19 protein-coding genes and 2 pseudogenes are annotated in these 23,080 nt (G+C 66.1%); 11 read left to right on the top strand and 10 right to left on the bottom strand.

Going from position 1 to position 23,080, the window contains the following annotated elements:
- Window positions 1-58 precede the first annotated feature (58 nt).
- From LRS53_RS15890 to LRS53_RS24005, 3 genes and pseudogenes are all read left to right on the top strand, one after another.
- Entirely contained in the window at window positions 59-1,705 is a 1,647-nt protein-coding gene (locus LRS53_RS15890; protein WP_064306709.1) for an acetolactate synthase large subunit, read from the top strand.
- A gap of 717 nt (window positions 1,706-2,422) precedes the next feature.
- Window positions 2,423-3,397, top strand: a pseudogene (locus tag LRS53_RS24000) (methyl-accepting chemotaxis protein); the annotation flags it as partial.
- A complete protein-coding gene (locus LRS53_RS24005; protein WP_442968531.1) occupies window positions 3,392-4,255 on the top strand; it encodes a methyl-accepting chemotaxis protein in 864 nt (287 codons plus the stop codon). The pseudogene LRS53_RS24000 and the gene LRS53_RS24005, both read left to right, overlap by 6 nt.
- A 208-nt stretch (window positions 4,256-4,463) precedes the next feature.
- On the opposite strand, the gene LRS53_RS15900 is transcribed toward LRS53_RS24005, so the two are convergent.
- Complete coding sequence (locus LRS53_RS15900; RefSeq protein ID WP_231356546.1) at window positions 4,464-5,333, bottom strand: LysR substrate-binding domain-containing protein; 870 nt, start codon at window positions 5,331-5,333, stop codon at window positions 4,464-4,466.
- A gap of 134 nt (window positions 5,334-5,467) precedes the next feature.
- Here LRS53_RS15900 and LRS53_RS15905 point away from each other — a divergent pair, with 134 nt between their 5' ends.
- The gene (locus tag LRS53_RS15905; protein ID WP_231356547.1) at window positions 5,468-6,118 is read left to right on the top strand and encodes a DUF998 domain-containing protein; all 651 of its coding nucleotides are present in this window, start codon (window positions 5,468-5,470) and stop codon (window positions 6,116-6,118) included.
- A 22-nt stretch (window positions 6,119-6,140) separates the two neighbouring features.
- Here the strand turns inward: LRS53_RS15905 and LRS53_RS15910 are convergent, their stop codons facing one another.
- On the bottom strand, window positions 6,141-6,401 hold the full coding sequence (locus LRS53_RS15910; protein WP_231356548.1) for a DUF2798 domain-containing protein: 261 nt from the start codon (window positions 6,399-6,401) through the stop codon (window positions 6,141-6,143).
- Between the two features lie 118 nt (window positions 6,402-6,519).
- Here LRS53_RS15910 and LRS53_RS15915 point away from each other — a divergent pair, with 118 nt between their 5' ends.
- The gene (locus LRS53_RS15915) at window positions 6,520-7,434 is read left to right on the top strand and encodes a LysR family transcriptional regulator (protein WP_231356549.1); all 915 of its coding nucleotides are present in this window, start codon (window positions 6,520-6,522) and stop codon (window positions 7,432-7,434) included.
- Window positions 7,435-7,476: 42 nt separating this feature from the next.
- On the opposite strand, the gene LRS53_RS15920 is transcribed toward LRS53_RS15915, so the two are convergent.
- From LRS53_RS15920 to LRS53_RS15950, 7 genes are all read right to left on the bottom strand, one after another.
- Window positions 7,477-8,328, bottom strand: a complete 852-nt coding sequence (locus tag LRS53_RS15920) for a universal stress protein (protein ID WP_231356550.1) — start codon at window positions 8,326-8,328, stop codon at window positions 7,477-7,479.
- Between the two features lie 14 nt (window positions 8,329-8,342).
- Window positions 8,343-9,827, bottom strand: a complete 1,485-nt coding sequence (locus LRS53_RS15925; RefSeq protein ID WP_184291407.1) for a SulP family inorganic anion transporter — start codon at window positions 9,825-9,827, stop codon at window positions 8,343-8,345.
- A gap of 261 nt (window positions 9,828-10,088) precedes the next feature.
- Window positions 10,089-10,703, bottom strand: a complete 615-nt coding sequence (locus LRS53_RS15930) for an ATP-dependent Clp protease proteolytic subunit (RefSeq protein WP_231356551.1) — start codon at window positions 10,701-10,703, stop codon at window positions 10,089-10,091.
- 190 nt (window positions 10,704-10,893) lie between these two features.
- Window positions 10,894-11,250, bottom strand: a complete 357-nt coding sequence (locus tag LRS53_RS15935) for a YajD family HNH nuclease (protein WP_133859758.1) — start codon at window positions 11,248-11,250, stop codon at window positions 10,894-10,896.
- A 152-nt stretch (window positions 11,251-11,402) separates the two neighbouring features.
- Window positions 11,403-11,834: a carboxymuconolactone decarboxylase family protein gene (locus LRS53_RS15940; RefSeq protein WP_133859759.1), complete on the bottom strand. Its 432-nt coding sequence runs from the start codon at window positions 11,832-11,834 to the stop codon at window positions 11,403-11,405.
- The gene (locus LRS53_RS15945) at window positions 11,831-12,475 is read right to left on the bottom strand and encodes an FMN-dependent NADH-azoreductase (protein WP_231356552.1); all 645 of its coding nucleotides are present in this window, start codon (window positions 12,473-12,475) and stop codon (window positions 11,831-11,833) included. Before LRS53_RS15945 ends, LRS53_RS15940 begins: the two co-directional genes overlap by 4 nt.
- The gene (locus LRS53_RS15950; protein ID WP_133859761.1) at window positions 12,472-12,921 is read right to left on the bottom strand and encodes a GNAT family N-acetyltransferase; all 450 of its coding nucleotides are present in this window, start codon (window positions 12,919-12,921) and stop codon (window positions 12,472-12,474) included. Before LRS53_RS15950 ends, LRS53_RS15945 begins: the two co-directional genes overlap by 4 nt.
- An 86-nt stretch (window positions 12,922-13,007) precedes the next feature.
- Between LRS53_RS15950 and pdxR the strand changes: the two genes are divergently transcribed.
- From pdxR to LRS53_RS15980, 6 genes are all read left to right on the top strand, one after another.
- The gene (gene pdxR, locus LRS53_RS15955) at window positions 13,008-14,408 is read left to right on the top strand and encodes a MocR-like pyridoxine biosynthesis transcription factor PdxR (protein ID WP_231356553.1); all 1,401 of its coding nucleotides are present in this window, start codon (window positions 13,008-13,010) and stop codon (window positions 14,406-14,408) included.
- A 351-nt stretch (window positions 14,409-14,759) separates the two neighbouring features.
- Window positions 14,760-16,391 carry a methyl-accepting chemotaxis protein gene (locus tag LRS53_RS15960; protein ID WP_231356554.1) on the top strand — a complete coding sequence of 544 codons (1,632 nt, stop codon included), beginning with the start codon at window positions 14,760-14,762 and terminating at the stop codon, window positions 16,389-16,391.
- A 140-nt stretch (window positions 16,392-16,531) separates the two neighbouring features.
- Window positions 16,532-17,725 carry a DUF2252 domain-containing protein gene (locus tag LRS53_RS15965; protein WP_231356555.1) on the top strand — a complete coding sequence of 398 codons (1,194 nt, stop codon included), beginning with the start codon at window positions 16,532-16,534 and terminating at the stop codon, window positions 17,723-17,725.
- Between the two features lie 172 nt (window positions 17,726-17,897).
- Entirely contained in the window at window positions 17,898-18,506 is a 609-nt protein-coding gene (locus LRS53_RS15970) for an Sbal_3080 family lipoprotein (protein WP_231356808.1), read from the top strand.
- A gap of 73 nt (window positions 18,507-18,579) precedes the next feature.
- On the top strand, window positions 18,580-19,218 hold the full coding sequence (locus tag LRS53_RS15975; RefSeq protein WP_231356556.1) for an HNH endonuclease: 639 nt from the start codon (window positions 18,580-18,582) through the stop codon (window positions 19,216-19,218).
- Window positions 19,219-19,267: 49 nt separating this feature from the next.
- Window positions 19,268-21,880, top strand: a complete 2,613-nt coding sequence (locus tag LRS53_RS15980; protein ID WP_231356557.1) for an excinuclease ABC subunit UvrA — start codon at window positions 19,268-19,270, stop codon at window positions 21,878-21,880.
- On the opposite strand, the pseudogene LRS53_RS15985 reads toward LRS53_RS15980, so the two are convergent.
- A pseudogene (locus LRS53_RS15985) lies at window positions 21,877-23,072 on the bottom strand (MFS transporter). The gene LRS53_RS15980 and the pseudogene LRS53_RS15985 sit on opposite strands and share 4 nt — an antisense overlap.
- Window positions 23,073-23,080: the final 8 nt, after the last annotated feature.

The following is a 23,080-nucleotide window of genomic DNA, read 5'->3' on the forward strand; positions in this document are numbered from 1 at the left end:
CCTCATAGAGGAGGCGCTTCAGGCGCTCGCCATCCACCCTACAAGGAATACAACACTCATGATGAAGGCCTCCGATCTGGTCGTTCGCTGCTTGGAAAACGAGGGTGTGGAATACATCTTCGGCATTCCCGGCGAAGAGAACCTGGACCTGCTGGAATCCCTGCGTCGCTCCTCGCAGATCAAGCTGATCCTGACTCGCCACGAGCAGTCCGCCGGCTTCATGGCCGCCACCTACGGCCGCTTCACCGGCAAGACCGGTGTCTGCCTCTCCACCCTCGGTCCAGGCGCCACCAACCTGGTCACCGCCGGCGCCTATGCCTACCTGGGCGGCATGCCGATGCTGATGCTGACCGGCCAGAAGCCGATCAAGAAATCCAAGCAGGGTCGTTTCCAGATTCTCGACGTGTGCCGCATGATGGCGCCGCTCACCAAGTACACCCACCAGTTCGCCTCCGCCGACAACATCCCGTCGCGCATCCGCGAGGCCTTCCGCCTCGCCGAGGAAGAAAAGCCCGGCTCCGTGCACCTGGAACTGCCGGAAGACATCGCCGACGAGCACACCGAAAGCCTGCCGGTACCGCCGAGCCTGAGTCGTCGTCCGGTCGCCGAGGCCAAGGCCATCGCCGCCGCCGTCTCCAAGCTGGAAAACGCCCGCAGCCCGGTGCTGGTATTGGGCGCCGGCGCCAACCGCAAGATGACCGCGCGGGTGCTGCGTCAGCTGATCGAGAAGACCGGCATCCCCTTCGTCACCACCCAGCTGGGCAAGGGCGTGGTCGACGAGCGCCATCCGCGCTTCCTGGGCAACGCCGCCCTCTCCGCTGGTGACTTCGTGCACCGCGCCCTGGAGTCCGCCGACCTCATCGTCAACATCGGCCACGATGTGATCGAGAAGCCGCCGTTCTTCATGACCCGCGGCGGCACCGAGGTCATCCACATCAACTTCCGCTCCGCCGAAGTCGATCCGGTGTACTTCCCCCAGGTCGAGGTGGTCGGCGACATCGCCAACGCCATCTGGGAGATCAAGGAGCGCATCGAGGTCCAGCCCACCTGGGACTTCGACCGCCTGCTGACCATCCGCGAAGCCAACGAGGCCCACGTCGCCGAAGGCGCCACCGATGACCGCTTCCCGGTCTACCCCCAGCGCCTGGTGGCCGATCTGCGCAACGTGCTGCCGTCCGACGGCATCGTCGCCCTGGACAACGGCATCTACAAGATCTGGTTCGCCCGCAACTACAAGGCCTACATGCCCAACACGGTGCTGCTGGACAACGCCCTGGCCACCATGGGCGCCGGCCTGCCGTCGGCCATGGCCGCACGCCTGGTCCATCCCAACACCCCCATCGTGGCGGTGTGCGGCGACGGCGGCTTCATGATGAACAGCCAGGAACTGGAAACCGCGGTGCGCCTGAAGATGAACCTGGTGGTCATCATCCTTCGCGACGACGGCTACGGCATGATCCGCTGGAAGCAGGCGCAGATGGGCTTCGAGGACTTCGGCCTGGACTACGGCAACCCGGACTTCGTCCGCTACGCCGAAAGCTACGGCGCTCAGGGCCATCGCGTGGACAGCGCGGCGGCCTTCGCCCCGCTGGTGCAGCATTGCCTGGACACCCCTGGCGTCCACGTCATCGACTGCCCGGTGGACTACTCCGAGAACGACCGCATCCTGCACCAGGACATCAAGGAACGCAGCGCGGCGGTCTGATCGAATAGGTCAGCCAGGTAAGGGAACGCCCCGGCCATGAGGTCGGGGCGTTTTTGCTTGGGCCCACGACGGCGTCCCGAACGCCTTACGGCAGCCAGTCCACCCAGGTCGTCGCCAAGGGCAAGCGTCTTGGTAATTGCCATGAAGGGAGGCGTCTTATCAGGTTTCAGGGCGCCTTACCTGTGAAAAAGGACGACTTTTCCTTGTATTTAGTCAAACTATTCAGCAAGTTTTATCAATAAAATCAATAAGATACGATGTGAGATCTCCACCAGAACAAGCCGCATATCCCGGTAATTGTGCAGCCTATCGCTTGGCTTTAAACCTTCCAGCAATCGCGCCTCTATTAAGGAGACCTTAAGCACCGTCGTGGCTGTACCCCCTCATCCGCTGCTTTCCTCGGCGCGGGACCGCAATCGCCTGATTGCCCGTCCGCGCCTGCAGGCCGCAGGGCGAGGTCAGGTCTTGCCCAAGGCGCCTAGGGGAATACCCGTGGTTACTCGCACAAGATGCCAAGCGCCCTTCGCGCCCACCGGCCCTGCCGGTAGTTGACGAAACAGAGGCTGCCGTAACCCTCAAGAAGGCGCTGGCCCCGCGGCCGGCGTCATCCAGAGCTCCGCTATCCAGGTAGTCCAAATGCAGCAAAATGGCTGGAATGTATTAAGCAATCTCACCGTCAGGGCCAAGCTGGCCCTCGGCTTCGCTCTGCTCATCGGCATGATCCTGCTGGTGGCCTACACCGGCTGGTCGGCCACCGATACCTTGCGCGATCGCAGCGAACGCATGAACGACATCGCCGGTTACAGCACCGTGGCCCGTGACATGCGCATCGAGCGCCTGGTGTACCTCACCAAGGCCGATGATGCCCAGGCGGCCAAGTGGCTCGCCGCCCTGGAAAAGACCGAAGCCCAGTTGCACGGCATCGTTCCGCATTTCAAATCTCCGATTAATCAGACCCTGCTCGACGAGGCGAACAACACCCTCAAGCGTTATCGCGACTTCTACGATCAGACGATCACCGCCACCCGCGAGCGGGAAGCCATCCGCAAGGTCGCCAGCGCTGCGGCCGAGGCCGCCAACACCCATCTGCTCACCCTGGCTGAAGCGGCGAACGGCGAGACCGGTCGCCCCGCCGATCGCCAGCAGCTGGCGGCGCTCTTCATTGGCGTGCAGCGGATGCGAGTGGATTTCCGTGGCTATGCCACTGCACCCGGCAAGGACAGCGAACAGAAAGCACGCGACTCCGTCAACGCCGCGCTCTCCCAGGCCAAGGCGCTCGGCGCCACAACTCTGCCGGCCGAGACCGTGCAAAAGTTGCTCGGTGAAATCTCCGGCTACGGGCAGCGCCTCGAACAACTGGTGGCGGCGCAGGCGCAGGTGGACCAGGCTCAGGGCGGCATCACCACCACCATCACCACCCTGCTCTCCATCGCCGACAAGCTCACCGCCATCCAGCAGGAATTCCGCGCGGCCGACGTGGCTAATGCCCGCCAGTTGCTGTTGATCTGGCTGGCAATCGCCATCGCCCTGGGCCTGGCCTGTGCCTGGCTGATCACCCGTTCCATCGTCAAACCCTTGCAGGACACCGTGGCGCTGGCCGAAATGGTCGCCAGCGGCGACTTCACCCATCAGCAGCAGGTCACCCGCAAGGATGAACTGGGCGCCCTGCAGACCAGCATGCAGCGCATGACCGGCAACCTGCGGCGTCTCATTGGCGAGGTGCGTGACGGTGTCGTCCAGGTAGCCAGCGCTGCCGAGCAGTTGTCGGCGGTCACCGAGCAGACCAGCGCCGGGGTGCAGTCACAAAAGGTCGAGACCGACCAGATCGCCACCGCCATGCAGGAAATGACCGCCACCACCCACGAGGTGGCGCGCAATGCTGGCGAAGCGGCCAAGTCCGCGCTGGACGCCAGTCGCCAGGCCCAGCAAGGCGATCAATCGGTCAGCAAGGCAATCGACCAGATCGAGCTGCTGGCCCGGGAAATGGCGTCGACCAAGGCGGCCATGGCCACCCTCCGTGGCCACGCCGACAGCATTGGCGGCGTACTCGACGTGATCAAGGCGGTGGCCGAGCAGACCAATCTGCTGGCGCTCAATGCCGCCATCGAAGCCGCCCGTGCCGGCGAGGCGGGACGTGGCTTCGCAGTGGTCGCCGACGAGGTCCGCGGCCTGGCCCAGCGTACCCGCTCCTCGACGGACGAGATCGCCCAGCTCATCACCGGTCTGCACCAGAGCACCGACCGCATGGCGACGGTGCTCGACCATAACGTGCAGTTGACCGACAGCAGCGTCGGCCTGTCCCGCGAGGCGGGCGAGCTGCTCAAGCGCATCACCCAGTCGGTGAAAGACATCGAGTCGATGAACGAACAGATCGCCTGCGCGGCCGAGCAGCAGAGTTCGGCCGGCGAAGAGATCAGCCGCAACGTCACCAACGTCCGCGACATCTCCGACCAGACCGCCGCCGCCAGCGAGGAGACGGCCTCGTCGAGCATGGAGCTGGCTCGCATCGGCGTACGCCTGCAGGAGATGACGACACGCTTCAAGGTGTGATCCTGGCGGGCGCTCCTTCCCCTCACTCCGGTCCTCTCCCCAAGGGAGAGGGAGCGCCTGGGATGGACTTCCAGGAGGAAGGAAAACGCAGCACAAAAGGTAGGTTGGGCTGAGCACAGCGAAGCCCAACGTCAGTCAGGTGAAGGCTGGGCCGTTGGGCTTCGACGGTGAAGCCGTCTCAACCCAACCTACGGCTCCACGACTTCCCTCACCCCATCCTCGCCTCTTCCAGCAGCCAGCGTTCGAAACTTGCGAGCGCGGAATCGATTTCCGTCGTGGGACGGGTGACCAGCACATAGCGTTCACGCAGCTCCGGCAGGACCGGCCAGGGCGCCTGGAGTCGGCCGGCGGCCAGATCCTCCTCGATGTAGTGCTCAGGTACCAGGGCCATGCCGAAGCCGGCCTTGGCGGCCTCGATCAGCAGCGAGTAGCGATCATAGGTAGGACCAACCGCCTGGGCGCCCAGGGGTAACCCGGTGAGCGTGGCATAACGGGCCCAGCTGTGCGGACTCTCCAGCTTGTGCAGGAACGGCAGGCTGGCCGGAGGATTGCCCGCCAGACGTGGATGACAGACCGCGACCAGCTGCGTCTCGAACAACGGCTGCACCCGCAGACCGTGCCAGACCGGATGGTCATAGTTGATCGCGGCGTGCAGTCCGCTGTCTTCCAGGGCGAAGGGCTGCGTCCGCTCGCGCAGATTGACCTCGATGTCCGGATGGCGCGCCTGGAAGCGCGCCAGCATCGGGATCAGCCAGCGACCCGCCAGGGTCGGAATGACGCCGATCTCCAGCGCGGTAGTGCCGCGGGCCTGGGCGACCAGTTGCCGCGTGTGGCGTTCGATGTCGGCAAGGGCCGTGCGCATGTGCGCGGCATAGCGGGCTCCGGCAGCGGAAAGCTCGACGCGATTGCCGATCCGCAGAAACAGCCTGACGCCCAGTGCAGCCTCCAGCTTGGCGATCTGCCGGCTGATGGCGCCCTCGCTGAGCGACAGCTCCTGCGCCGCCTTGGCGAAGCTGAGATGGCGGGCGGCCGCTTCCAGGGCCACCAGCGCCGTAGTACTGGGCAGGCGTCTAGTCATCAGCGATCATCCTTGGCAGCGGGGCGCCCCAGGATGACGCCTGGGCAAGCTGCCTTGCAAAAAAATCCGTAACGCTCCCCCGCCAGCACCTCCTAGCATGACCAGACGACACCAGGGAGGCAGCAGCAGTGGTGATGACGAGGACGTTCGCCTGGAACCGCATGGATCGGCTGCTGCTGGGCACGGGTCTGTTGATTCCGTTCTGGTTGACTATCGGCGTAGGGCTGACCGCCCTGGCGTATCCCGGTTACAGCCATGTCGATCATGCCCTGAGTCGGCTGGGGGCTGTCGATGCGCCCACTCAGGGATTTTCCGCCTGGCTCAACAACGTTCCTCTGGGGGTGCTGTTCGTGCTGGTCGCCCTGGGGCTGGCCAGACGTTTTCGCACGTCGCGCCTAGCCGGGTTGAGCGCGGCCCTGATCCTGCTCCACGGCCTGGCGAGCTTCGCCACCGGGCTGTTCCCCTGCGACCAGGGCTGCGCCCCGCTGCAGCCCTCCGTTTCCCAGCAGCTGCATAACCTGGCCGGCCTGGTGATGTTCCTGTCGCTGACCCTGGCGAGCGCGCTCTGGGCGTGGCTCGGCAAGCGGTTGCTGGCCTCGCCCGGCCTGGCTGTCTTCTCGGCGATCTGCACTCTGCTGGCCCTGGTCACCGCGGGCATGATGGCGAGCGCGGTCGCCGACGGCCAAGGCTTCGGGCTCTACCAGCGCCTCAACTATGCCGTGGGCGTCGCCTGGCTCGCCGTCCTGAGCGGAATGGCCAGGCGCAGCCCAGGTGGCCGGCCGTGACCGACAAGCCGCCTGAAACCGCTCAGGCATGGACGGTCAGGGCGACGAGTCGGGCGACCAGAGGCCGTACCAGCAACACGCAGACGAAGGCGGACGGCATGGCCACCTGATAGGCATTCATCACATTCCTGAAGTAGTCGACGTCGAAGCCGAACTCCGCCAGGGTGATCACCAGGCACATCAGCAGGGCCATGATGGTCGACATATAGAGGGCGAAGACATAGGGCGTCGCTCGCTTGGGAAAGCGTGGCTTTATGGAAGTAGCGGGACTGATCGGCTTCATCGGGTTGCCTCGGGTCAAGGGATCGAGGCCAAGCTTACAAGGGCGAGTCTCTGCCGGTAGCCTTCCCTGCCTTGGTTCACTATAAACAGAAATCAACGAATCCTTCGGCAGGGACCCCATGGACATCCTGGGCTTGATCAGTACCTACATCAGGGTCGTGGAAGCCGGCAGCATCGCCGGCGCCGCTCGCGCGCAGGGCCTGAGCGCGGCCGCAGTGAGCCAGAGCATCGCTCGTTTGGAGGCACATCTGGGCGTACGGCTGCTGTCGCGGACCACGCGCCGTCTCGCCATGACCGAAAGCGGCGCCCGCTATTTCGAGAAAGTCCGGCACATCCCCCAGGACGTCGAGATCGCCGCCCACCTGGCCACCCTGGCCAGCGAGCCGCAGGGACCGCTGCGGATAGCCACCACCGCCGCCTTTGGCCGCCACCTGCTGGCGCCGCTGCTGCCGGCGTTCAAGCGTACCTATCCGGGCATCGACATCGAATTGATCGGCAGCGACCGGCGCCTGGATCATCGCCTGGAACAGATCGATGTCAGCCTGAGGATCAGGGCGCAGCTGAGCGACAGCCTGGTCGCCCGCCGGATCGCTTCTCGTGCCTTCGTGTTCTGCGCCGCGCCCGCCTATCTCGAACAGGCCGGCACACCCCGCACCCCGGAAGAGCTGCAGCAGCACGCCTGCCTGCTGTTTCGCTATCCCACCGACGGACGCTATCTGCCCTGGCGCTTCGTGCGCGCGGGTCAGACCTTCGAGGCGGCCACCCGCCCTGGCTTCGTCTGCGACGACATCGACATGATCGCCCAGCTCGCCGTGAACGGGGGCGGCATCGCGCGCCTGGCGGACTTCGTCGCCCTGCCGCTGATCGAGCGGGGCCAACTGGTGTCGCTGTTCGACGCCCAGAGCCAAGGCGCCACCGTCGCGCAGCCGGAGCCGATGGACATCTATGCCTGCGTTTCCGAACGTTCCGCGCTGAGCGGCAAGGTTCGCGCCTTCATCGACTTCATCGAACAGGCCCTGCAGCCGGGCTCCTGACAGGCGAAGGCCCTGGCCGCCGTAGCGACCAGGGCCGCTCTCTCAGGGACGCAGTACCAGGGTGGTGATGTCGGTGTGGTGCAGCAGGTGGGACGTCTGACTGCCCAGCAGCAAGCGTCGGGCGGCGGAATGACGGTAGGCGCCCATCACCAGCAGGTCGGCCCGAGAGGCCTGGACCCGCTCGGGAATCACCTCGGCCGGATGCCCTGCCACGAGCTGGGTCGTCACCTCGCTGCCGCCGGTACGCAGGAGCTCCGCAGTGGCCTCCAATCCGGCCGCACGCGCCGGCGTGGACTCACCGACCTGCAAGACCTCGCCCTGCAGCCCTGCCAGCAACCCGCTCCTGGCGACCTCCAGCAGTCCCCGATGGGTGGCCTCGCTGCCGTCATGGGCGAGCAGAAAGCGCCGGGGTTCGCGGAAGTCGGCGGCGCACACCAGGATGGGCTTGTGCAGCGTGCGCACCACGGTTTCCAACTGGCTACCGATACCGCGGCGACCGGTATGCTCGCCGCGCTTGCCGATCACCAGCAGGCTCAGGTCCGCCTCCAGTTCGCGCAGGGTATCCACCAGGTAGTCGTGCCGCTGGAGCGTAGCAGGCGCCGTGACCAGCCCGCTGCCCTGCAACCGCTCCACGGCCCCAGCCAACAGGGCCGCGCCATCGGCACGTGCCAGACGCGCGCGCTGCTCGTCCAGCCGCGCCAGTTCTTCGAGCAGATGCTCGCGCGAACCGAGACCGATGGCGCCGCTGGCATCGGGGGCTGTGGGATAGAGGCTGCGCTCCAGGACATGCAGCAGGGTGAGGGGCAGCGCCAGGCGCCGGGCCAGCCAGGCACCGTGATCGCAGACACTGCCCGCCAGGGGCGAGCCGTCGATACAGGCGATGATCTTGCTCATGGTGTCGCCACTCCTCAGTGGCCCAGCAGTTGGCTGCTGGCCCCGGGTTTGTCGTGGATGCCGAAGCGGTCGACCAGGGTCGCGCTGGCCTGATCGAGATCGAGGACCTGCACGGTCACGCCTTCCCGGCGATACCTGAGCACGACCTTGTCCAGGGCGGCGACGGCGGTGATGTCCCAGAACTGGGCCGCCTTGAGATCGATCCGTACCTCGTCCAGCACCTCCTTGAAGTCGAAGGCCTCGATGAAGGCCGCGGTGGACGAGAAGAACACCTGACCACGCACCTCGTAGACGCGAACGCCGGGCGCCTCCAGACGGGACGTCAGCGTCAGTTGGTGCCCCACCTTGTTGGCGAAGAACAGCGCAGCCAGCAGCACCCCGACCAGCACGCCGAGCGCCAGGTTGTGGGTGGCGACCACGACCACCACGGTGGCCACCATCACCAGGTTGGTGGAGAGCGGATGCCGCCGCAAATTGCGGATCGAATCCCAGCTGAAGGTGCCGATGGAGACCATGATCATCACCGCGACCAAGGCCGCCATGGGGATCCGGGCGAGCCAGTCACCGAGAAACACCACCATCAGCAGCAGGAAGACGCCGGCGCAGAGTGTTGATAGCCGGGTGCGTCCGCCGGATTTCATGTTGATCACCGACTGGCCGATCATGGCGCAGCCCGCCATGCCGCCCAGCAAGCCGGCGGCGATGTTGGCGATCCCCTGCCCCTTGCACTCGCGATTCTTGTCGCTGGGCGTGTCGGTGATGTCATCGACGATGGTGGCCGTCATCAGCGACTCCAGCAGCCCCACCACGGCCAGTGCCAGGGAGTAAGGCAAGATGATCAGCAGGGTGTCGAGCGTCAGCGGCACCTGGGGCCAGAGCAGCACTGGCAGGGTATCGGGCAGCTGTCCCATGTCACCCACCGTGCGGATGTCCAGCCCCAGGACGAGGGAGACGGCCGTCAGCACCAGGATGCACACCAGCGGCGAGGGCAGCAGCCTGCCCACCACCGGCAGCAGCGGGAACAGATAGATGATGCCCAGTCCGGCGGCGGTCATGGCGTAGACCTCCCAGCCGACATGGGTCAGCTCGGGCAACTGGGCCAGAAAGATCAGGATCGCCAGGGCATTGACGAAGCCCGTCACCACGGAACGGGACACGAAGCGCATCAGCGCACCCAGGCGCAGATAGCCGGCGGCGATCTGCAGCACCCCGGTCAACAGGGTCGCGGCCAGCAGATATTGCAGGCCGTGCTCCTTGACCAGGGTCACCATCAGCAGCGCCATGGCGCCGGTAGCCGCCGAGATCATCCCGGGGCGACCGCCGACGAAGGCGATCACCACGGCGATGCAGAAGGAGGCGTAGAGCCCCACCTTGGGATCGAGTCCGGCGATGATGGAAAAGGCGATGGCTTCGGGGATCAGCGCCAGGGCGACGACCAATCCGGACAGCACATCGTTCTTCACATTGGAAAACCAATGCGTCTTGAGGGTATTCAACATGGACAACTCGCACCTGTGCCTGACCCGTCGAGCGAGTGGCAGACGCCAGATCAGGCGTGAATTCCAGGGTTGGCAGCCGCCACGCCGCGGGCGCGACAGGACGGCAGACGTTCTTGCGTCAGCGAGCAAGGACGGGAGAGGTGCGAGCTATGGGGGACTGGGTTGCCAGTCGCGGGAGGGGCAATGCATACCCCGAAGGTATCACGAAAGAACGAGCGCTTGTAGACCGCACTGCGGGTCTGGCCGGGCGTCAACCTGCCCTCACCGGCTTCCGCCGTCGCTGACGAGGTAGGTAGCCCGGTCGGTCCCACGCGGCAACCGGTCCGGCGCCCGGGTGATCAAACCGATGTCCTTGGCCGCGTCGTAGCCCAATCGTCGTCTGTTGCTTTCGGAGGACAACAGGGTGGTGAGCTCCTCCGGGGTCAGCTTGAGGCAGCCCTTGTAGATCTCGCGGAACTTGAGGTTCTCGCGCTCGACGTCCTCGAATGCCTGCTTGGCCTGGTCGGGTTTCATGTAGCCGTTGACGGCGATGGCCGCCGCGGCCGGATGCAGGAGAAAGCTGGCGAGTGGCGCCGCATAACGATCTTCGGCCGCGCAATAGATCATGGTGGCGGATGAATCCGTCGCGGCGGCGTCGATGGTATTGATGTGCAGCGGATAGTGGCGGATGAATTCGTAGGCGACATAGCCCGCCTCCATGCTGCCGCCAGGGCTGTTGAGGTAGAGATTGACGTTCTTGGTGGCGGGGTACTTGAGGACGATGTCGCTCAAGGCAGCCAGCAGGGAGCTGACCGAGCGGTCGTTGATACCGCTGTTGAAGTACACCGACGCGGTGTCGGCACTGGCAGCACCGCCCTCTCCGCGGATGACGGTCATCTCGGCGGAGGCCTCCGGCAGACAGCCTGCAGCTAGCACGGCCAAGGCCCCGGCGGCCAACCGTTTAGCAACGCTCGAACGTCTCATCCCCTCTCGCTCCCAGGTCGGCAATCGGCCAAAGACTGCAACGCTAGAGAGCGAGACTTAAGATCGGCTTAAGGCAGGAAGGACTGCCTGGATCGCCGTGCGCTCAGTCCTTTTTCAGCAGTCCCGCCAGCCCGGCGAAGGGGTTGTGGGTCGCCTGGGCCACCTTGGGCGTGCTCAGGGAGCTGTCGCTGAAATACTGCTGATCGGTGTAGCGGCTGTGCTCGTTGTCGTGGCAGTACAGGCAGAGCAATTCCCAGTTGGAGCCGTCCTGGGGATTGTTGTCGTGGTTGTGGTCACGATGATGCACGGTCAGTTCGCTCAGGCGCTTGCCGGCGAATTCCCGGGCGCAGCGACCGCAGACGTGGGGATACATCTTCAGCGCCTTGTCACGATAGCCGCGTTCGCGCTCGCGCTGGGTCTCGGCGAGGATTCGATCCAGCTTCGAGGTATCGGTAGCCATGCTGCACCTGGGTAGTCGGGTAGAAAGGCGCAGTATAGCCCGGGCCCGGCCTGGCCGGTGAGCGCCCGTCACTGGCTCCGACTGCCGAGCGCCCTGCCTGCCGGGAGCGCAGCGAAGTCCGGAAATCGTCCTTCGCTGCGGCCTGCCTTCGCCTAGAGGCGCATCCCCACTGCCAGCCGGTTGAAGGCATTCATCAGCGCCACGGCAAAGGTCAGGTCGGCGATTTCCGCGTCGCTGAACTGCGCCTTGAGCGGTTCGTAGAGCGCGTCGGGGGCGCCCTTCTCGGCGACGGCGGTCAGGGTCTCGGCCCACTCCAGGGCGGCGCGCTCGCGGGCATCGAAGAGGTTGCTGATGCGCCAGCCGGCCAGACGATCCAGCTTGGCCTGGCTGACGCCCTGCTCGCGCAGGGTTTCGGCGTGCTTGCCCAGGCAGAAGGCGCAGCCATTGATCTGGGAGATGCGCAGATAGATCAGCTCCACTAGCTCCAGGCCCAGCGAACTCTGCGCCAGGGCCTGGCCCGTAGCGATCAGGCCCTGGTAGGCGGCGGGTGAAAGGGTGGAAAACGGCAGTCGCAATTGGCTCATGGTTTACTCCGGGTAGCGGTCACAGGGTTGGCGAGAGCGCGGGAGGGCACCTCGCGGGAGAGTTGTTCACGGACAGACGCCAGGGTGTCGGCCACATCAGCCGGGTCGCCGACCAGGCCTTCCAGATAGATGAAGTGCAGGTCGAACAGCCCGAGCGTGCCCAGGGCATGGCGCAGGTAGGAGGTGAGGAAGTCCGGCTGCCGCGCCTGGGGGCCACGGTGATGACCACCCGAGCCGACCAGCAGGTAGACCGGCCGGTCGGCCAGCAGACCGCGCTTGCCCTCCGCGGTGAACGCGAAGGTGCGGCCGATGCGCAGCACGTAGTCGAGCCATAGCTTGAGCGCCGCAGGCAGAGTGAAGTTGTGCAGCGGCGTATTGATCAGCAGCAGGTCGCTGGCCTCCAGTTCGCCAATGAGGGCTTCGGACAGGGTGAATACCGCTGCCTGCGGTGGCGTGCGCCAGGTCAGGGCCTCGGCATAGTCGGTGCTCAGCGGCGGCAGCGGCATGGCGGCCAGATCCCGCTCCAGTACTTCCAGGCGAGGCCAGCTCAGCCTCAGCGCGGCCCGGAGTTCACCGGCCAGCCGATAGCCCTGGGAGGTGGCCGGACGTGGGCTGGCGTTGACATGGAGGGCGGTCTTCATGGCGTCACCGCCCCCGTCAGCCGCTCGGCGAAATGCAGGCCGCGGGCGAGCAGGCCCTGGCGGAAATAGAAGCGCTGGGCCAGCGGCATGTGCAGACCGGTATCCAGGATCAGGTGGGAGCAGCCGCGATCCAGGGCTTCGCTGCGGACCGCCGCCAGCAGCCGTCCACCCAGGCCGTCGCGCTGACGGGCCGGCTGCACGACCAGATCATCGACATAGAGGAAGCGGCCGTAGAGCAGATTCTCCAGCTCGCGATACCCGGCCAGGCCGACCACCTCGCCCTCCTCCAGGGCGGCCAGCAGCCGGTAGCCCTGGGCCGCCTGGCGCTGGAGTTGCGCCTGGTAACGTTCGGCATCGTCCAGATGCGGGCGCAATATCCGCATCAGCGTCAGGCTGGCCAGGCACAGCGGATGATCGGGCAACAAAGGCTGGAAGGTCAGGGGCATGACGGCTGTCTCCGGGAAAGATGACCCCACTTTAGGCAGCCGATGGCCTAGGCTATAGAGCCAAGAAAGATACAAACGACCAGGCCATGACCCTCACCGCTGCCCTCGACAGTCGCCTCGCCCTGCCGCTTTACCGGCAGCTCTATCAGCGCTTTCGCCAGGCGCTGGACGAAGGGCGCCTGCGACCCGGTGACCGGGTGCCTGCGATGCGCGCCCTGGCGGCGGAGCTGAACGTGGCCCGGGGAACGGTGGAGATGGCCTACCAGCAGCTGATCGCCGAAGGCTTTCTGCTGCCGCGCGGTCCGGCCGGGACCATCGTCTCGCCCCAGTGGCGTTGCCCGGCCGCTCCAGCACCGGCCGTACCCTCCTCACCGGACGCCGCGGCGATCCATGCCGGTGGCGCGCCGCTGCCCCTGCAGCTGGGCCTGCCGGCGCTGGACGCCTTTCCACGCAAAGGCTGGACGCGCCTCGCCGCGCGGCAGTTGCGCAGCCAGGGCCTGGAAGGACTGGTCTATCCCGATGCCCGGGGTCACGCCGGTCTGCGCGCCGCCATCGCCACCTACCTGGGCCTGTCCCGCGGGATCGCCTGTCGTCCGGAGCAGGTGTTCGTCTGCGCGGGCTATCGCGCCTGCCTGGACCTGGTCGTCCAGACGCTGCTGGCACCTGGCGACGCCTGCTGGTTCGAGGAGCCCAGCTATTTCATCGCCCGCCAGGCGCTGCAGGACGCCGGCCTGGATCTGGTGCCGGTGCCCGTGGACGCGGCGGGACTGGACGTCGCCGCCGGTCTCGCCCGGGCCCCGGCCGCCCGGTGCGCCCTGGTCACCCCCAGTCACCAGAGTCCGCTGGGCGTGTCCCTCGCCCTGCCTCGGCGGCTGGCACTGCTGAACTGGGCGATGCGGCAGAACACCTGGATCATCGAGGACGACTACGACAGCGAATACCGCTACCAAGGCAAGCCGCTGCCCGCGCTCAAGAGCCTGGATGACGGCGGTCGGGTGCTCTACACCGGGACCTTCAGCAAGGTGCTGTTTCCCGGTCTGCGCCTCGCCTACCTGGTGGTACCGCCCGCGCAGGTCGCCGCCTTCGGTCGCAGCGCCGACCGGCTGCACAATCATGCGCCCCTGCTGCTGCAGGCCACGGTGGCGAGCTTTCTGGAAGAAGGGCATTTCGCCCGCCATCTCAACCGTATGCGCAGTCTCTACCGACAGCGCCGCCAGTGGCTGGCCGAGGCGCTGGCGAACAGCCTGGGTGACGCGGTGCGGATCGACCTGCAGGCCGGCGGGCTGCACCTGCTGGCGCGCCTGCCGCAGGGCGGTGATCGCCGCTGGGCGGAGGCCGCCCGGGCCGACGGCCTGGGGGTCCAGGCCCTGTCGCGCTGGTATCTGGAAACGCCCCAGGCCCAGGGGCTGCTGCTGGGGTTCACCAATGTCGCCAGCGCGGCGGAAGCCGGCGAACTGGCTCGCCGGCTGGCCCGCCTGGAACGCTGACGGCACCTTCTTCGCGCCTGTCCTTCGCGGCGGACCGTCCACCGGCACCTCTCCAAATCGCAAAAATGCTTATTGCGTCACACAAAACTTTTTCAGGAGTGACCGCTCAAAGACCAGGCTCGGAGGCTCTAGCCTGCCACTCTTGCGTGTATATCGGCCTTTTTCGGCCTGCATTCCGGCTTGGCGCGGCGCGAATGGAGTCATCCGCGGTACCTGCACTACCAGGAGTCACGCTTCCCCCGCCGTCAACGCAAGACACGGATCAGTCGCGTTCCCCTCCGCTAGCTCGCCATAACCCCTAACCTTGCCCCCCTGGGCGTGAGTCGACTACCTAGCGCTTGAGGTTTTCCCATGCTGCAACAGCTGACCATCTCGAACAAACTCAGACTCGGCTTCGGCGCGATCCTGGTCATCATCCTGGCGCTGATCCTGGCGGCCAGTCATGGCTTCACCCAAGTCAACCTGGCCGTCCGGCAGAACATCCACTCCTACCATGTGCTGCAGGATTCCGATGCCGCCCTGCTGGCGTTGGTCAACATGGAAACCGGCATGCGTGGCTTCGCCTTGACCGGCAAGGACGAGTTTCTCGAACCCCTGAACAAAGGCGAACAACAGTTCGCCGATCAGTTGCAGGACCTGACCCAGCTCACCCGCGACAATCCCGAGCAGCAGGCCGGTCTGGCCCAGCTGGGTCAGGCCAAGCAGCAATGGAACAACGAGTCCGTGCAGCAGATCCTGGCGCTACGCCGGCAGGTCAACGCCGGTACCCAGCCACTGGACACTCTCACCGCCCGCATCACCACTGCCCAGGACAAGGGCAAGATGGACGCGATGCGCGAACTGCTGGGGCAGATCAAGACCCGGGAGAATCGGCTACTGGACAGCCGTACCCAGTCGATGGACGACGCCAAGCAGCAGGCCATGCTGATGCTGATCAGCGGTGGCATCCTCGCCGCGTTGCTGGCGCTGGGCATCGCCTGGTCGCTGTCGCGCACCATCGTGGGCCGACTGGCCCAGACCGTCGCCATCGCCCGGGCCATCGCCGCCGGCCGACTCGATTCGCCGATCCCTGCCGGCGGACATGACGAGCTGGGTCAGCTGCTGACCGCCTTCGGCCAGATGCAGGACAGGCTGCGCGACATGATCCAGGGGATCAAGCAGGGCACCGACCGACTGGTCGCCGCCTCCCACAGCATCTCCGCCAACTCTCAGCAGCTGTCCACCGCCGCCCAGGAGCAGTCCAGTGCCGCCTCCAGCATGGCGGCCACCGTGGAGCAGCTGACCGTGAGCATCAACCACGTGTCCGACAACGCTGGGGAAGCCCACGACCTCTCCAGCCAGTCGGGTCGCCTGGCCCAGGACGGCGGCCAGACCATCCAGGCCTCGGTGGACAGCATGAAATCCATCGCCGGCACGGTGCAGTCCTCGGCCACCCGCATCGGCGAATTGGGCGAGCACTCGGAACGGGTGTCGTCCATCGTCAGCGTGATCAAGGGCATCGCCGACCAGACCAACCTGCTGGCGCTCAACGCCGCCATCGAGGCGGCGCGGGCTGGCGAACAGGGGCGCGGCTTCGCCGTGGTGGCCGACGAGGTGCGCCAGCTGGCGCAACGCACCACCAACTCCACCCAGGAGATCGCTGCCATGATCGAGAAGATCCAGGCGGCGACCCAGGCGGCCATGAGCGACATGGAGGTGGGCGTGCGCCAGGTCAACGGCGGGGTCGATCTGGCCAATCAGGCCGGCGAGGCGGTAGTCAGCATCAACAATTCCTCGGACAAGGTGGTACGGGTGGTCAACCAGATCTCCCTGTCCCTGCGCGAACAGACCGCCGCCAGCCATGACGTCGCCCGTACCGTGGAGCGCCTGGCGCAGATGGCCCAGCAAAACAGCGAGGCCATCGACGAAACGGTCAAGACCGCCGTCTCCCTGGATGCCCTGGCCAATGACCTGAATCGGCAGATCGGCCAGTTTCGCTGCTAGCGCTGACCTGCGGTCTTCGCCACGCGATCCCGACCTCTCCCACCGCCTGGCCCTGGCAAGCGGTGGACTGCTGACACAAACTGAAACATTCCCCTAGCGCAACGGTCACACAGACGTCTCCCCCAAGGCCTGCGCCCTGCATGAAAACCCCGCGTCCCGTCGATCGTCTGCCTCGCCTCAACCAGCTGCGCAATCTGAAAATGGCCCGTTCCGCCCACGCCTATGTGCGGGGCAGTACGGTGCACTTCTACGAGTGGCTGCACAGCCAGCCCGGTCGCAGCCTGCCCAATGGGCCGGCGGTGTGGATCTGCGGCGACTGCCATGCCGGCAACCTCGGCCCCACGGGCGATCTGCATGGCACCACCGACGTCAATATCCGCGATCTGGACCAGACCGTGGTCGGCAATCCGGCCCACGACCTGGTGCGCCTGGCGCTGTCGCTGGCCACGGCGGCACGCGGCTCCGACCTACCGGGCGTGACCACGGCGCGGATGCTCGAAGAGATGATGCGCGGCTACGAGATAGCCTTCGAGGACGACCTCGAGCGCGAGGTGCCGCGCCCGGCCCAGGTCAAGGCCGGGATGCGCAGCGCGGTGCAGCGCACCTGGAAGCACCTGGCCCGCGAACGCATGGAAAACACCCGCCCCAAGCTGCCGCTGGGCAAGCACTTCTGGCAGCTGAGCAAGGCCGAGCGCCAGGCCATCGCCGAGCTGTGCGAGACCCCGGGCATCCACGCCCTGGTGACCTCGCTCAAGGGCCGCAGCCACGGCAGCCGCGTCGAGCTGCTCGACAGCGCCTACTGGGTCAAGGGCTGTAGCTCCCTGGGCCTGCGCCGCTACGCCGTGTTGCTGGGCGTGGACGACGGCGACGACCAGGACTACTGCCTGATCGACGTCAAGCAGGCGGTGGCCGCAGCGGCCCCGCGGGTGGCCCACGCCACCATGCCCCGGGACAACGGCAAGCGCGTGGTGGAAGGGGCACGCCAGCTCTCCCCGGCACTGGGCAATCGCATGCTGGCGGTGCGCCTGCTGGATCACTCCTTTTTCATCCGCGAACTGCTGCCCCAGGATCTCAAGCTGGAGCTGGACGAACTCAGCGCCCGCGAGGCCATGAGCGCCGCGGCCTACCTGGCCCGGGTGGTCGGCCGCGCCCACGCCCGGCAGATGGACCTGGCCACCCGCGTCGAGTGGATGAGCGATCTGCAACGCAATCGCACCCGCACCCTGGATGCGCCCTCCTGGCTGTGGAGCAGCGTGGTGCAACTGGTAGGCGCCCACGAGATGGGCTACCTGGCCCACTGCCGCGCCTATGCCCTGGAGCATGCGCAGGACTGATCAGGTAAGGGCTAAATCTCCAGACAGGCGCTCCACGTGGCCACTTTCGGACCACGACTTGAGGTCCTTGTACCGTAAGTGAGCCAAGAGAATGGTAGCGAGACCTTTGGCACTCGCTACCATTCTTCCCCTCCTTTTGCCCATCCTGCCAATTTCTGCGGCAGACAATGCCATGCGGCACTTAAACTTCTATTTTTACAAGGAGGTTTCAGTGAAAAGGACGGTCATTCTCTTGGCTGCTTTGCTTAGCGGCTGCAGCATAAAACAGCAGGTGGCCCCGGCCGAGCTGTCTGGGGCAAGCTCTTCTGAGATCTGTACTATCCCTGCGGCAGGGCTCAGATCGGGCTTCAATACGACCTATGTCGATGCCCTGCAACAGAAAGGATTCAAGGTCAGGCCACTACCTGCTGGTTCGAATCCCGCCGAGTGCGACCTTTCCACCACCTATACCGGAACGTGGGGTTGGGATCTGGCGCTATACATGAAGTTCGTGGATATCCGCGTGTTTCAGAATGGGCGTCAAATTGGCCAGGCTATATACGACTCACGCTGGGGCTCGGGCCGACCGGACAAGTTCATCAACGCCGAAAACAAAATCAACCAGCTTGCAAACGAGTTGTTTCCTCGCGGTGCCGGCGAGCTCGTCCGCAAGTATCAGGAACCCTCTTCCGTATCGGCGCCTAGCACCTCGTCCAAGGAGGCCCGGATCCAGGCTCTTCAAGGTCAGGGGTTGTCTTATGAGGAATACTCGAAACGTTATCGGGAAATCATGGCCCAGTGATACTTCGTACTCTGTCATTGCTCAATCAGAAAGGCACCTTGATTAGATGTCGGGCGAGATGCGGGTAGTGACCATGAAACGCTGCTTTCGCCTGCCCATTCCTGCGCTCTTCGATGTCGCACGCTATCTAGACGCTGCGGTATCCGCACACCACGCGGGTTATGCAATGGATGCTGCAAGGTTGTTCACGCTCGCTGATTGTCAGCTTTCGCGGCAATGGCTGGAGTCCATCTGGGGCCGAGCCAGCCCCTACGTGACGGTGACCAAGTTGCCGCCCTTACCTATCACGATGCCTGTCCAAGCCAGGATGCCCACTAACGCCCAGATCCGTAGCCTTCATGACCGCGACGGCTTTCATTGCCGTTTCTGTGGACTACCTGTAATTCGCGCGGAAATTCGGAAGAAGGCGGTCGCGCTGTATCCCGAAGCCGTCGGCTGGGGCAGGACCAATGCCTCCCAGCATGCGGGCTTCCAGGCGTTATGGGCTCAGTACGATCATGTCGTGCCCCACTCCGCAGGCGGTACCAACGAGCTGGATAATCTGGTCGTGACCTGTGCTGCCTGCAACTTTGGCAAGATGTCATATCGTCTGGAGGAAATTGGCCTGCTGGACCCTAGAGAGTTTCCCATCGTGGTCAGCCATTGGGACGGACTGGAGCGATTCGAGGCTTTCCCGGACCATAAATTCGAGTTGAGCGGAGACTCTTACTAACTCGCAAGGTCCGATTCTGCACGTTCCTGAACAAGGCTGTACTTCGCCCATGCCCTCCTCCCCCCGTCCCGGTTTCGTCTCCGTCCGCGGTGCTCGCGAGCACAATCTGAAGAACGTCGACGTGGATATCCCCCGCGATGCCCTGGTGGTCTTTACCGGGGTGTCCGGCTCGGGCAAGTCGTCGCTGGCCTTCGGCACCCTCTATGCCGAGGCCCAGCGCCGCTACTTCGAATCGGTGGCGCCCTATGCCCGACGGCTGATCGACCAGGTGGGGGTGCCCCAAGTGGAGGCCATCGAAGGCCTGCCCCCGGCGGTGGCCCTGCAGCAGCAGCGCGGCCAGCCCAACAGTCGCTCGTCCATGGGCAGCGTGACCGGGCTCTCCAGCCTGGTGCGGATGCTCTACTCCCGCGCCGGCCGCTACCCCGCCGAGCAGCCGATGCTCTATGCCGAGGACTTCTCGCCCAACACGCCCCAGGGCGCCTGTCCCGAGTGCCACGGCCTGGGTCGGGTCTACGAGGTCACGGAAGCCTCCATGGTGCCGGATCCGTCGCTGACCATCCGCCAGCGCGCCATCGCCGCCTGGCCCACCGCCTGGGGCGGGCAGAATCTGCGCGATATCCTGGTCACCCTCGGCTATGACGTCGACATCCCCTGGCGCGACCTGCCACAAAAGCAGCGCGACTGGATCCTTTTCACCGAGGAGCAGCCCACCGTCCCGGTCTATGCCGGCCTCACCCCCGAACAGACCCGCGCCGCGCTCAAACGCAAGGCCGAGCCTAGCTATCAAGGCACCTACACCGGAGCGCGGCGCCATGTGCTGCACACCTTCGCCAATTCCCAGAGCGCCAAGATGAAGCAACGCGCGGCGCGCTTCATGATCGGCCAGACCTGCCCGCTGTGCCATGGCAAGCGGCTGACCCGGGCGGCGCTCTCGGTGACCTTCGCGGGCCTGGACATCGGCGAGTTGTCGCGGCTGCCGCTGGACGACCTGAGCGTGCTGCTGCGCCGGGTGGCCGCGGGGGATTTTGACGAGGCGAAGGATGCCCGCGTGCTGGACGCCAAGGCCGGTAAGCAGGATCGCGCCCGGCGCAAGGCCGCCGGCGGCAGCGATCACGCCAGTGCCCCGGACGTGCGCCGTACCCCCGATCTCTCGCCGGAGAAACGCCTGGCCGCCCAGCGCATGGCCAGCGAATTGCTGGAACGGCTGCAGACCCTCACCCGCCTGGGCCTTGGTTATCTGGCCTTGGAGCGCAGCACCACCACCCTCTCCTCCGGTGAATTGCAACGCCTGCGGCTGGCCACACAGCTGGCGTCCCAGCTGTTCGGCGTGGTCTATGTGCTGGACGAGCCTTCCGCTGGCCTGCACCCGGCCGATGGCGAGTCGCTGCTGGAAGCCCTCGACGGCCTCAAGGCCCAGGGCAATTCGCTGTTCGTGGTGGAGCACGACCTGGCCACCATGAAGCGCGCCGACTGGCTGGTGGATGTCGGCCCCGCGGCCGGCGAAGGCGGTGGCCGGGTGCTCTACAGCGGCCCCCCTGCGGGCCTGGCCGAGGTCGCGGAGTCGGTGACGGCGCGCTACCTGTTCGCCGTGCCGCAACGCGAGACCCGACCACCCCGCGAACCCCAGGGCTGGCTGCGGCTGGCCGGGGTCACCCGCAACAATCTCAAGGGGCTGGACGCCGCCTTTCCGCTGGGCTGTCTGACCGCGGTGACCGGCGTCTCCGGTTCGGGCAAGTCCAGCCTGGTCAGCCAGGCGCTGCTGGAACTGGTAGGCGCCGAACTGGGCCAGCGCGCCGCCGAGGACGGCGACGAAGCCCCGGAACTGGACGGCGATGCCCTGCCCGCCACCACCGGCCAGGTGGTTGGTGGCCTCGGTGGTATCCGCCGGCTGGTACCGGTGGACCAGAAGCCCATCGGCCGCACACCGCGCTCCAACCTCGCGACCTACACCGGGTTGTTCGACGGGGTGCGCAAGCTGTTCGCCGCCACCCCCGAGGCCCAGGAACGCGGCTTCGATGCCGGGCGCTTCTCCTTCAATGTCGCCAAGGGCCGCTGTCCGACCTGCGAAGGCGAGGGCTTCGTCAGCGTCGAGCTCCTGTTCATGCCCAGCGTCTACGCCGCCTGCCCCACCTGCCAGGGCGCGCGCTACAACCCCGAGACCCTGGAGGTGCGCTGGCAGGGCAAGACCATCGCCGAGGTCCTGGGCCTGACGGTGGACGAGGCCCTGGCCTTCTTCGCCGAGGAAGCCCCGGTGGCGCGAGCGCTGCGGGTGCTGGCCGACATCGGCCTGGGCTATCTGCGCCTGGGCCAGCCGGCCACCGAACTCTCCGGCGGCGAAGCCCAGCGCATCAAGCTGGCCACCGAGCTGCAGCGCACCAGTCGCGGTACCACCCTCTATGTGCTGGACGAGCCCACTACCGGCCTGCATCCGGCCGACGTGGAGCGCTTGATGCGCCAGCTGCACGGCCTGGTCGACGAAGGCAATACCGTGGTGCTGGTGGAGCACAACCTGCAGGTGGTGGCCGGCAGCGACTGGCTGATCGACATCGGCCCCGGCGCCGGCACGGCGGGTGGCCGCATCGTCGCCAGTGGCACGCCGCGGGCAGTGGCGGAGGATCCCGCCAGCCCCACGGCGCCCTATCTGCGGCCCCTGTTCGACTAGCCTGCCGGCGGTGCCACGCTGCGGCGGCAGGCCGCCAGCACCAGCAGCGTCAGCGTCGCCGCCAGGGCACCGAACTGGAAGGTGGCGGCGGAGCCGAGGAAGTGCCAGAGCGCGCCGGCGATGGTGCTGGCCAGCAACAGGGCGATGCCACTGACCAGGTTGAACAGGCCAAAGGCGGTGCCGCGCAACTCGGCCGGCGCGGTCTTGGCGACCATGGCGGCGAGCAGGCCCTGGGTCATGCCCATGTGCAGGTCCCAGAGCAGGATGCCCAGGGCCAGCCCGATCCATCCGCTGCTGAAGGCCAAGGCCAGGTCGGCCAGGATCAGCAGCACCAGGCCCCAGGCCAGCAGCGCGCGATGGCTGACCCGGTCGGACAGCGCCCCCAGTGGATAGGCCGACAGTGAGAACACCAGTGCATGCCCACCATCACCAGCGGCACCAGCGCCAGGGGCACGCCCACCTGCTCGGCCTTGAGCACCAGGAAGGCCTCGCTGAAGCGCGCCAGGGTGAAGACGCCGCCGAGCAGCGCCACTTGCCAGAAGGCTGCCGGCAATTTGCGCAGCTGGCTGCGGGTGAGCGGATTGGTGCGCGCCTGGACGATGGCCGCCTTGGGTTCCTCCAGGCCGAAATACAGCAAGGCGACGGCGATGAAGGCGGGGATCACCGCCACCCAGAACACCGCACGGAAATCGTTGGCCCAGAGCAGCATCAGCGCCACCGCCAGCAGCGGGCCGAGAAAGGCACCGAGGGTATCCAGCGACTGGCGCAGGCCATAGGCGGCACCGCGGATCTCCGGCGGCGTGACGTCGGCCACCAGGGCGTCGCGCGGTGCCCCGCGGATACCCTTGCCGATGCGATCCAGGAAGCGCGCACCGAACACCAGGCCGGCACCACTGGCCAGGGCGAACAGCGGCTTGCTCAGGGCGCCCAGGCCATAGCCCAGCACCGCCAGGCCCTTGCGCTTGCCCAGGTAGTCGCTGAGTACGCCGGAAAAGATCTTGGTGATGAGCGCGGTCGCCTCGGCCACCCCTTCGAGGATGCCGATATAGAGCACGCTCAGGCCCAGGCCGGTAGACAGGAACAGCGGCAACAGGCTGTGGATCATCTCCGAGGAGATGTCCATGAACAGGCTCACGCCACCCAGAATCCAGACCCCGCGGGGTATCCGTCGCCAGGTCGCCGTCATCGTCATCCCTATCC

Origin of the sequence: Pseudomonas sp. PLB05, from assembly GCF_021106615.1 — a bacterium.
In the GTDB taxonomy this organism is placed as follows: domain Bacteria; phylum Pseudomonadota; class Gammaproteobacteria; order Pseudomonadales; family Pseudomonadaceae; genus Chryseomonas; species Chryseomonas benzopyrenica.

What these genes read in the sequence shown, in the direction of transcription:
- LRS53_RS15890 (WP_064306709.1), top strand. Translation starts at nt 59, where the DNA reads ATGATGAAGGCCTCCGATCTGGTCGTTCGCTGCTTGGAAAACGAGGGT.
- LRS53_RS24005 (WP_442968531.1), top strand. Translation starts at nt 3,392, where the DNA reads ATGACCGGCAACCTGCGGCGTCTCATTGGCGAGGTGCGTGACGGTGTC.
- LRS53_RS15900 (WP_231356546.1), bottom strand. Translation starts at nt 5,333, where the DNA reads ATGACTAGACGCCTGCCCAGTACTACGGCGCTGGTGGCCCTGGAAGCG.
- LRS53_RS15905 (WP_231356547.1), top strand. Translation starts at nt 5,468, where the DNA reads ATGACGAGGACGTTCGCCTGGAACCGCATGGATCGGCTGCTGCTGGGC.
- LRS53_RS15910 (WP_231356548.1), bottom strand. Translation starts at nt 6,401, where the DNA reads ATGAAGCCGATCAGTCCCGCTACTTCCATAAAGCCACGCTTTCCCAAG.
- LRS53_RS15915 (WP_231356549.1), top strand. Translation starts at nt 6,520, where the DNA reads ATGGACATCCTGGGCTTGATCAGTACCTACATCAGGGTCGTGGAAGCC.
- LRS53_RS15920 (WP_231356550.1), bottom strand. Translation starts at nt 8,328, where the DNA reads ATGAGCAAGATCATCGCCTGTATCGACGGCTCGCCCCTGGCGGGCAGT.
- LRS53_RS15925 (WP_184291407.1), bottom strand. Translation starts at nt 9,827, where the DNA reads ATGTTGAATACCCTCAAGACGCATTGGTTTTCCAATGTGAAGAACGAT.
- LRS53_RS15930 (WP_231356551.1), bottom strand. Translation starts at nt 10,703, where the DNA reads ATGACCGTCATCCGCGGAGAGGGCGGTGCTGCCAGTGCCGACACCGCG.
- LRS53_RS15935 (WP_133859758.1), bottom strand. Translation starts at nt 11,250, where the DNA reads ATGGCTACCGATACCTCGAAGCTGGATCGAATCCTCGCCGAGACCCAG.
- LRS53_RS15940 (WP_133859759.1), bottom strand. Translation starts at nt 11,834, where the DNA reads ATGAGCCAATTGCGACTGCCGTTTTCCACCCTTTCACCCGCCGCCTAC.
- LRS53_RS15945 (WP_231356552.1), bottom strand. Translation starts at nt 12,475, where the DNA reads ATGAAGACCGCCCTCCATGTCAACGCCAGCCCACGTCCGGCCACCTCC.
- LRS53_RS15950 (WP_133859761.1), bottom strand. Translation starts at nt 12,921, where the DNA reads ATGCCCCTGACCTTCCAGCCTTTGTTGCCCGATCATCCGCTGTGCCTG.
- pdxR (WP_231356553.1), top strand. Translation starts at nt 13,008, where the DNA reads ATGACCCTCACCGCTGCCCTCGACAGTCGCCTCGCCCTGCCGCTTTAC.
- LRS53_RS15960 (WP_231356554.1), top strand. Translation starts at nt 14,760, where the DNA reads ATGCTGCAACAGCTGACCATCTCGAACAAACTCAGACTCGGCTTCGGC.
- LRS53_RS15965 (WP_231356555.1), top strand. Translation starts at nt 16,532, where the DNA reads ATGAAAACCCCGCGTCCCGTCGATCGTCTGCCTCGCCTCAACCAGCTG.
- LRS53_RS15970 (WP_231356808.1), top strand. Translation starts at nt 17,898, where the DNA reads ATGCGGCACTTAAACTTCTATTTTTACAAGGAGGTTTCAGTGAAAAGG.
- LRS53_RS15975 (WP_231356556.1), top strand. Translation starts at nt 18,580, where the DNA reads ATGAAACGCTGCTTTCGCCTGCCCATTCCTGCGCTCTTCGATGTCGCA.
- LRS53_RS15980 (WP_231356557.1), top strand. Translation starts at nt 19,268, where the DNA reads ATGCCCTCCTCCCCCCGTCCCGGTTTCGTCTCCGTCCGCGGTGCTCGC.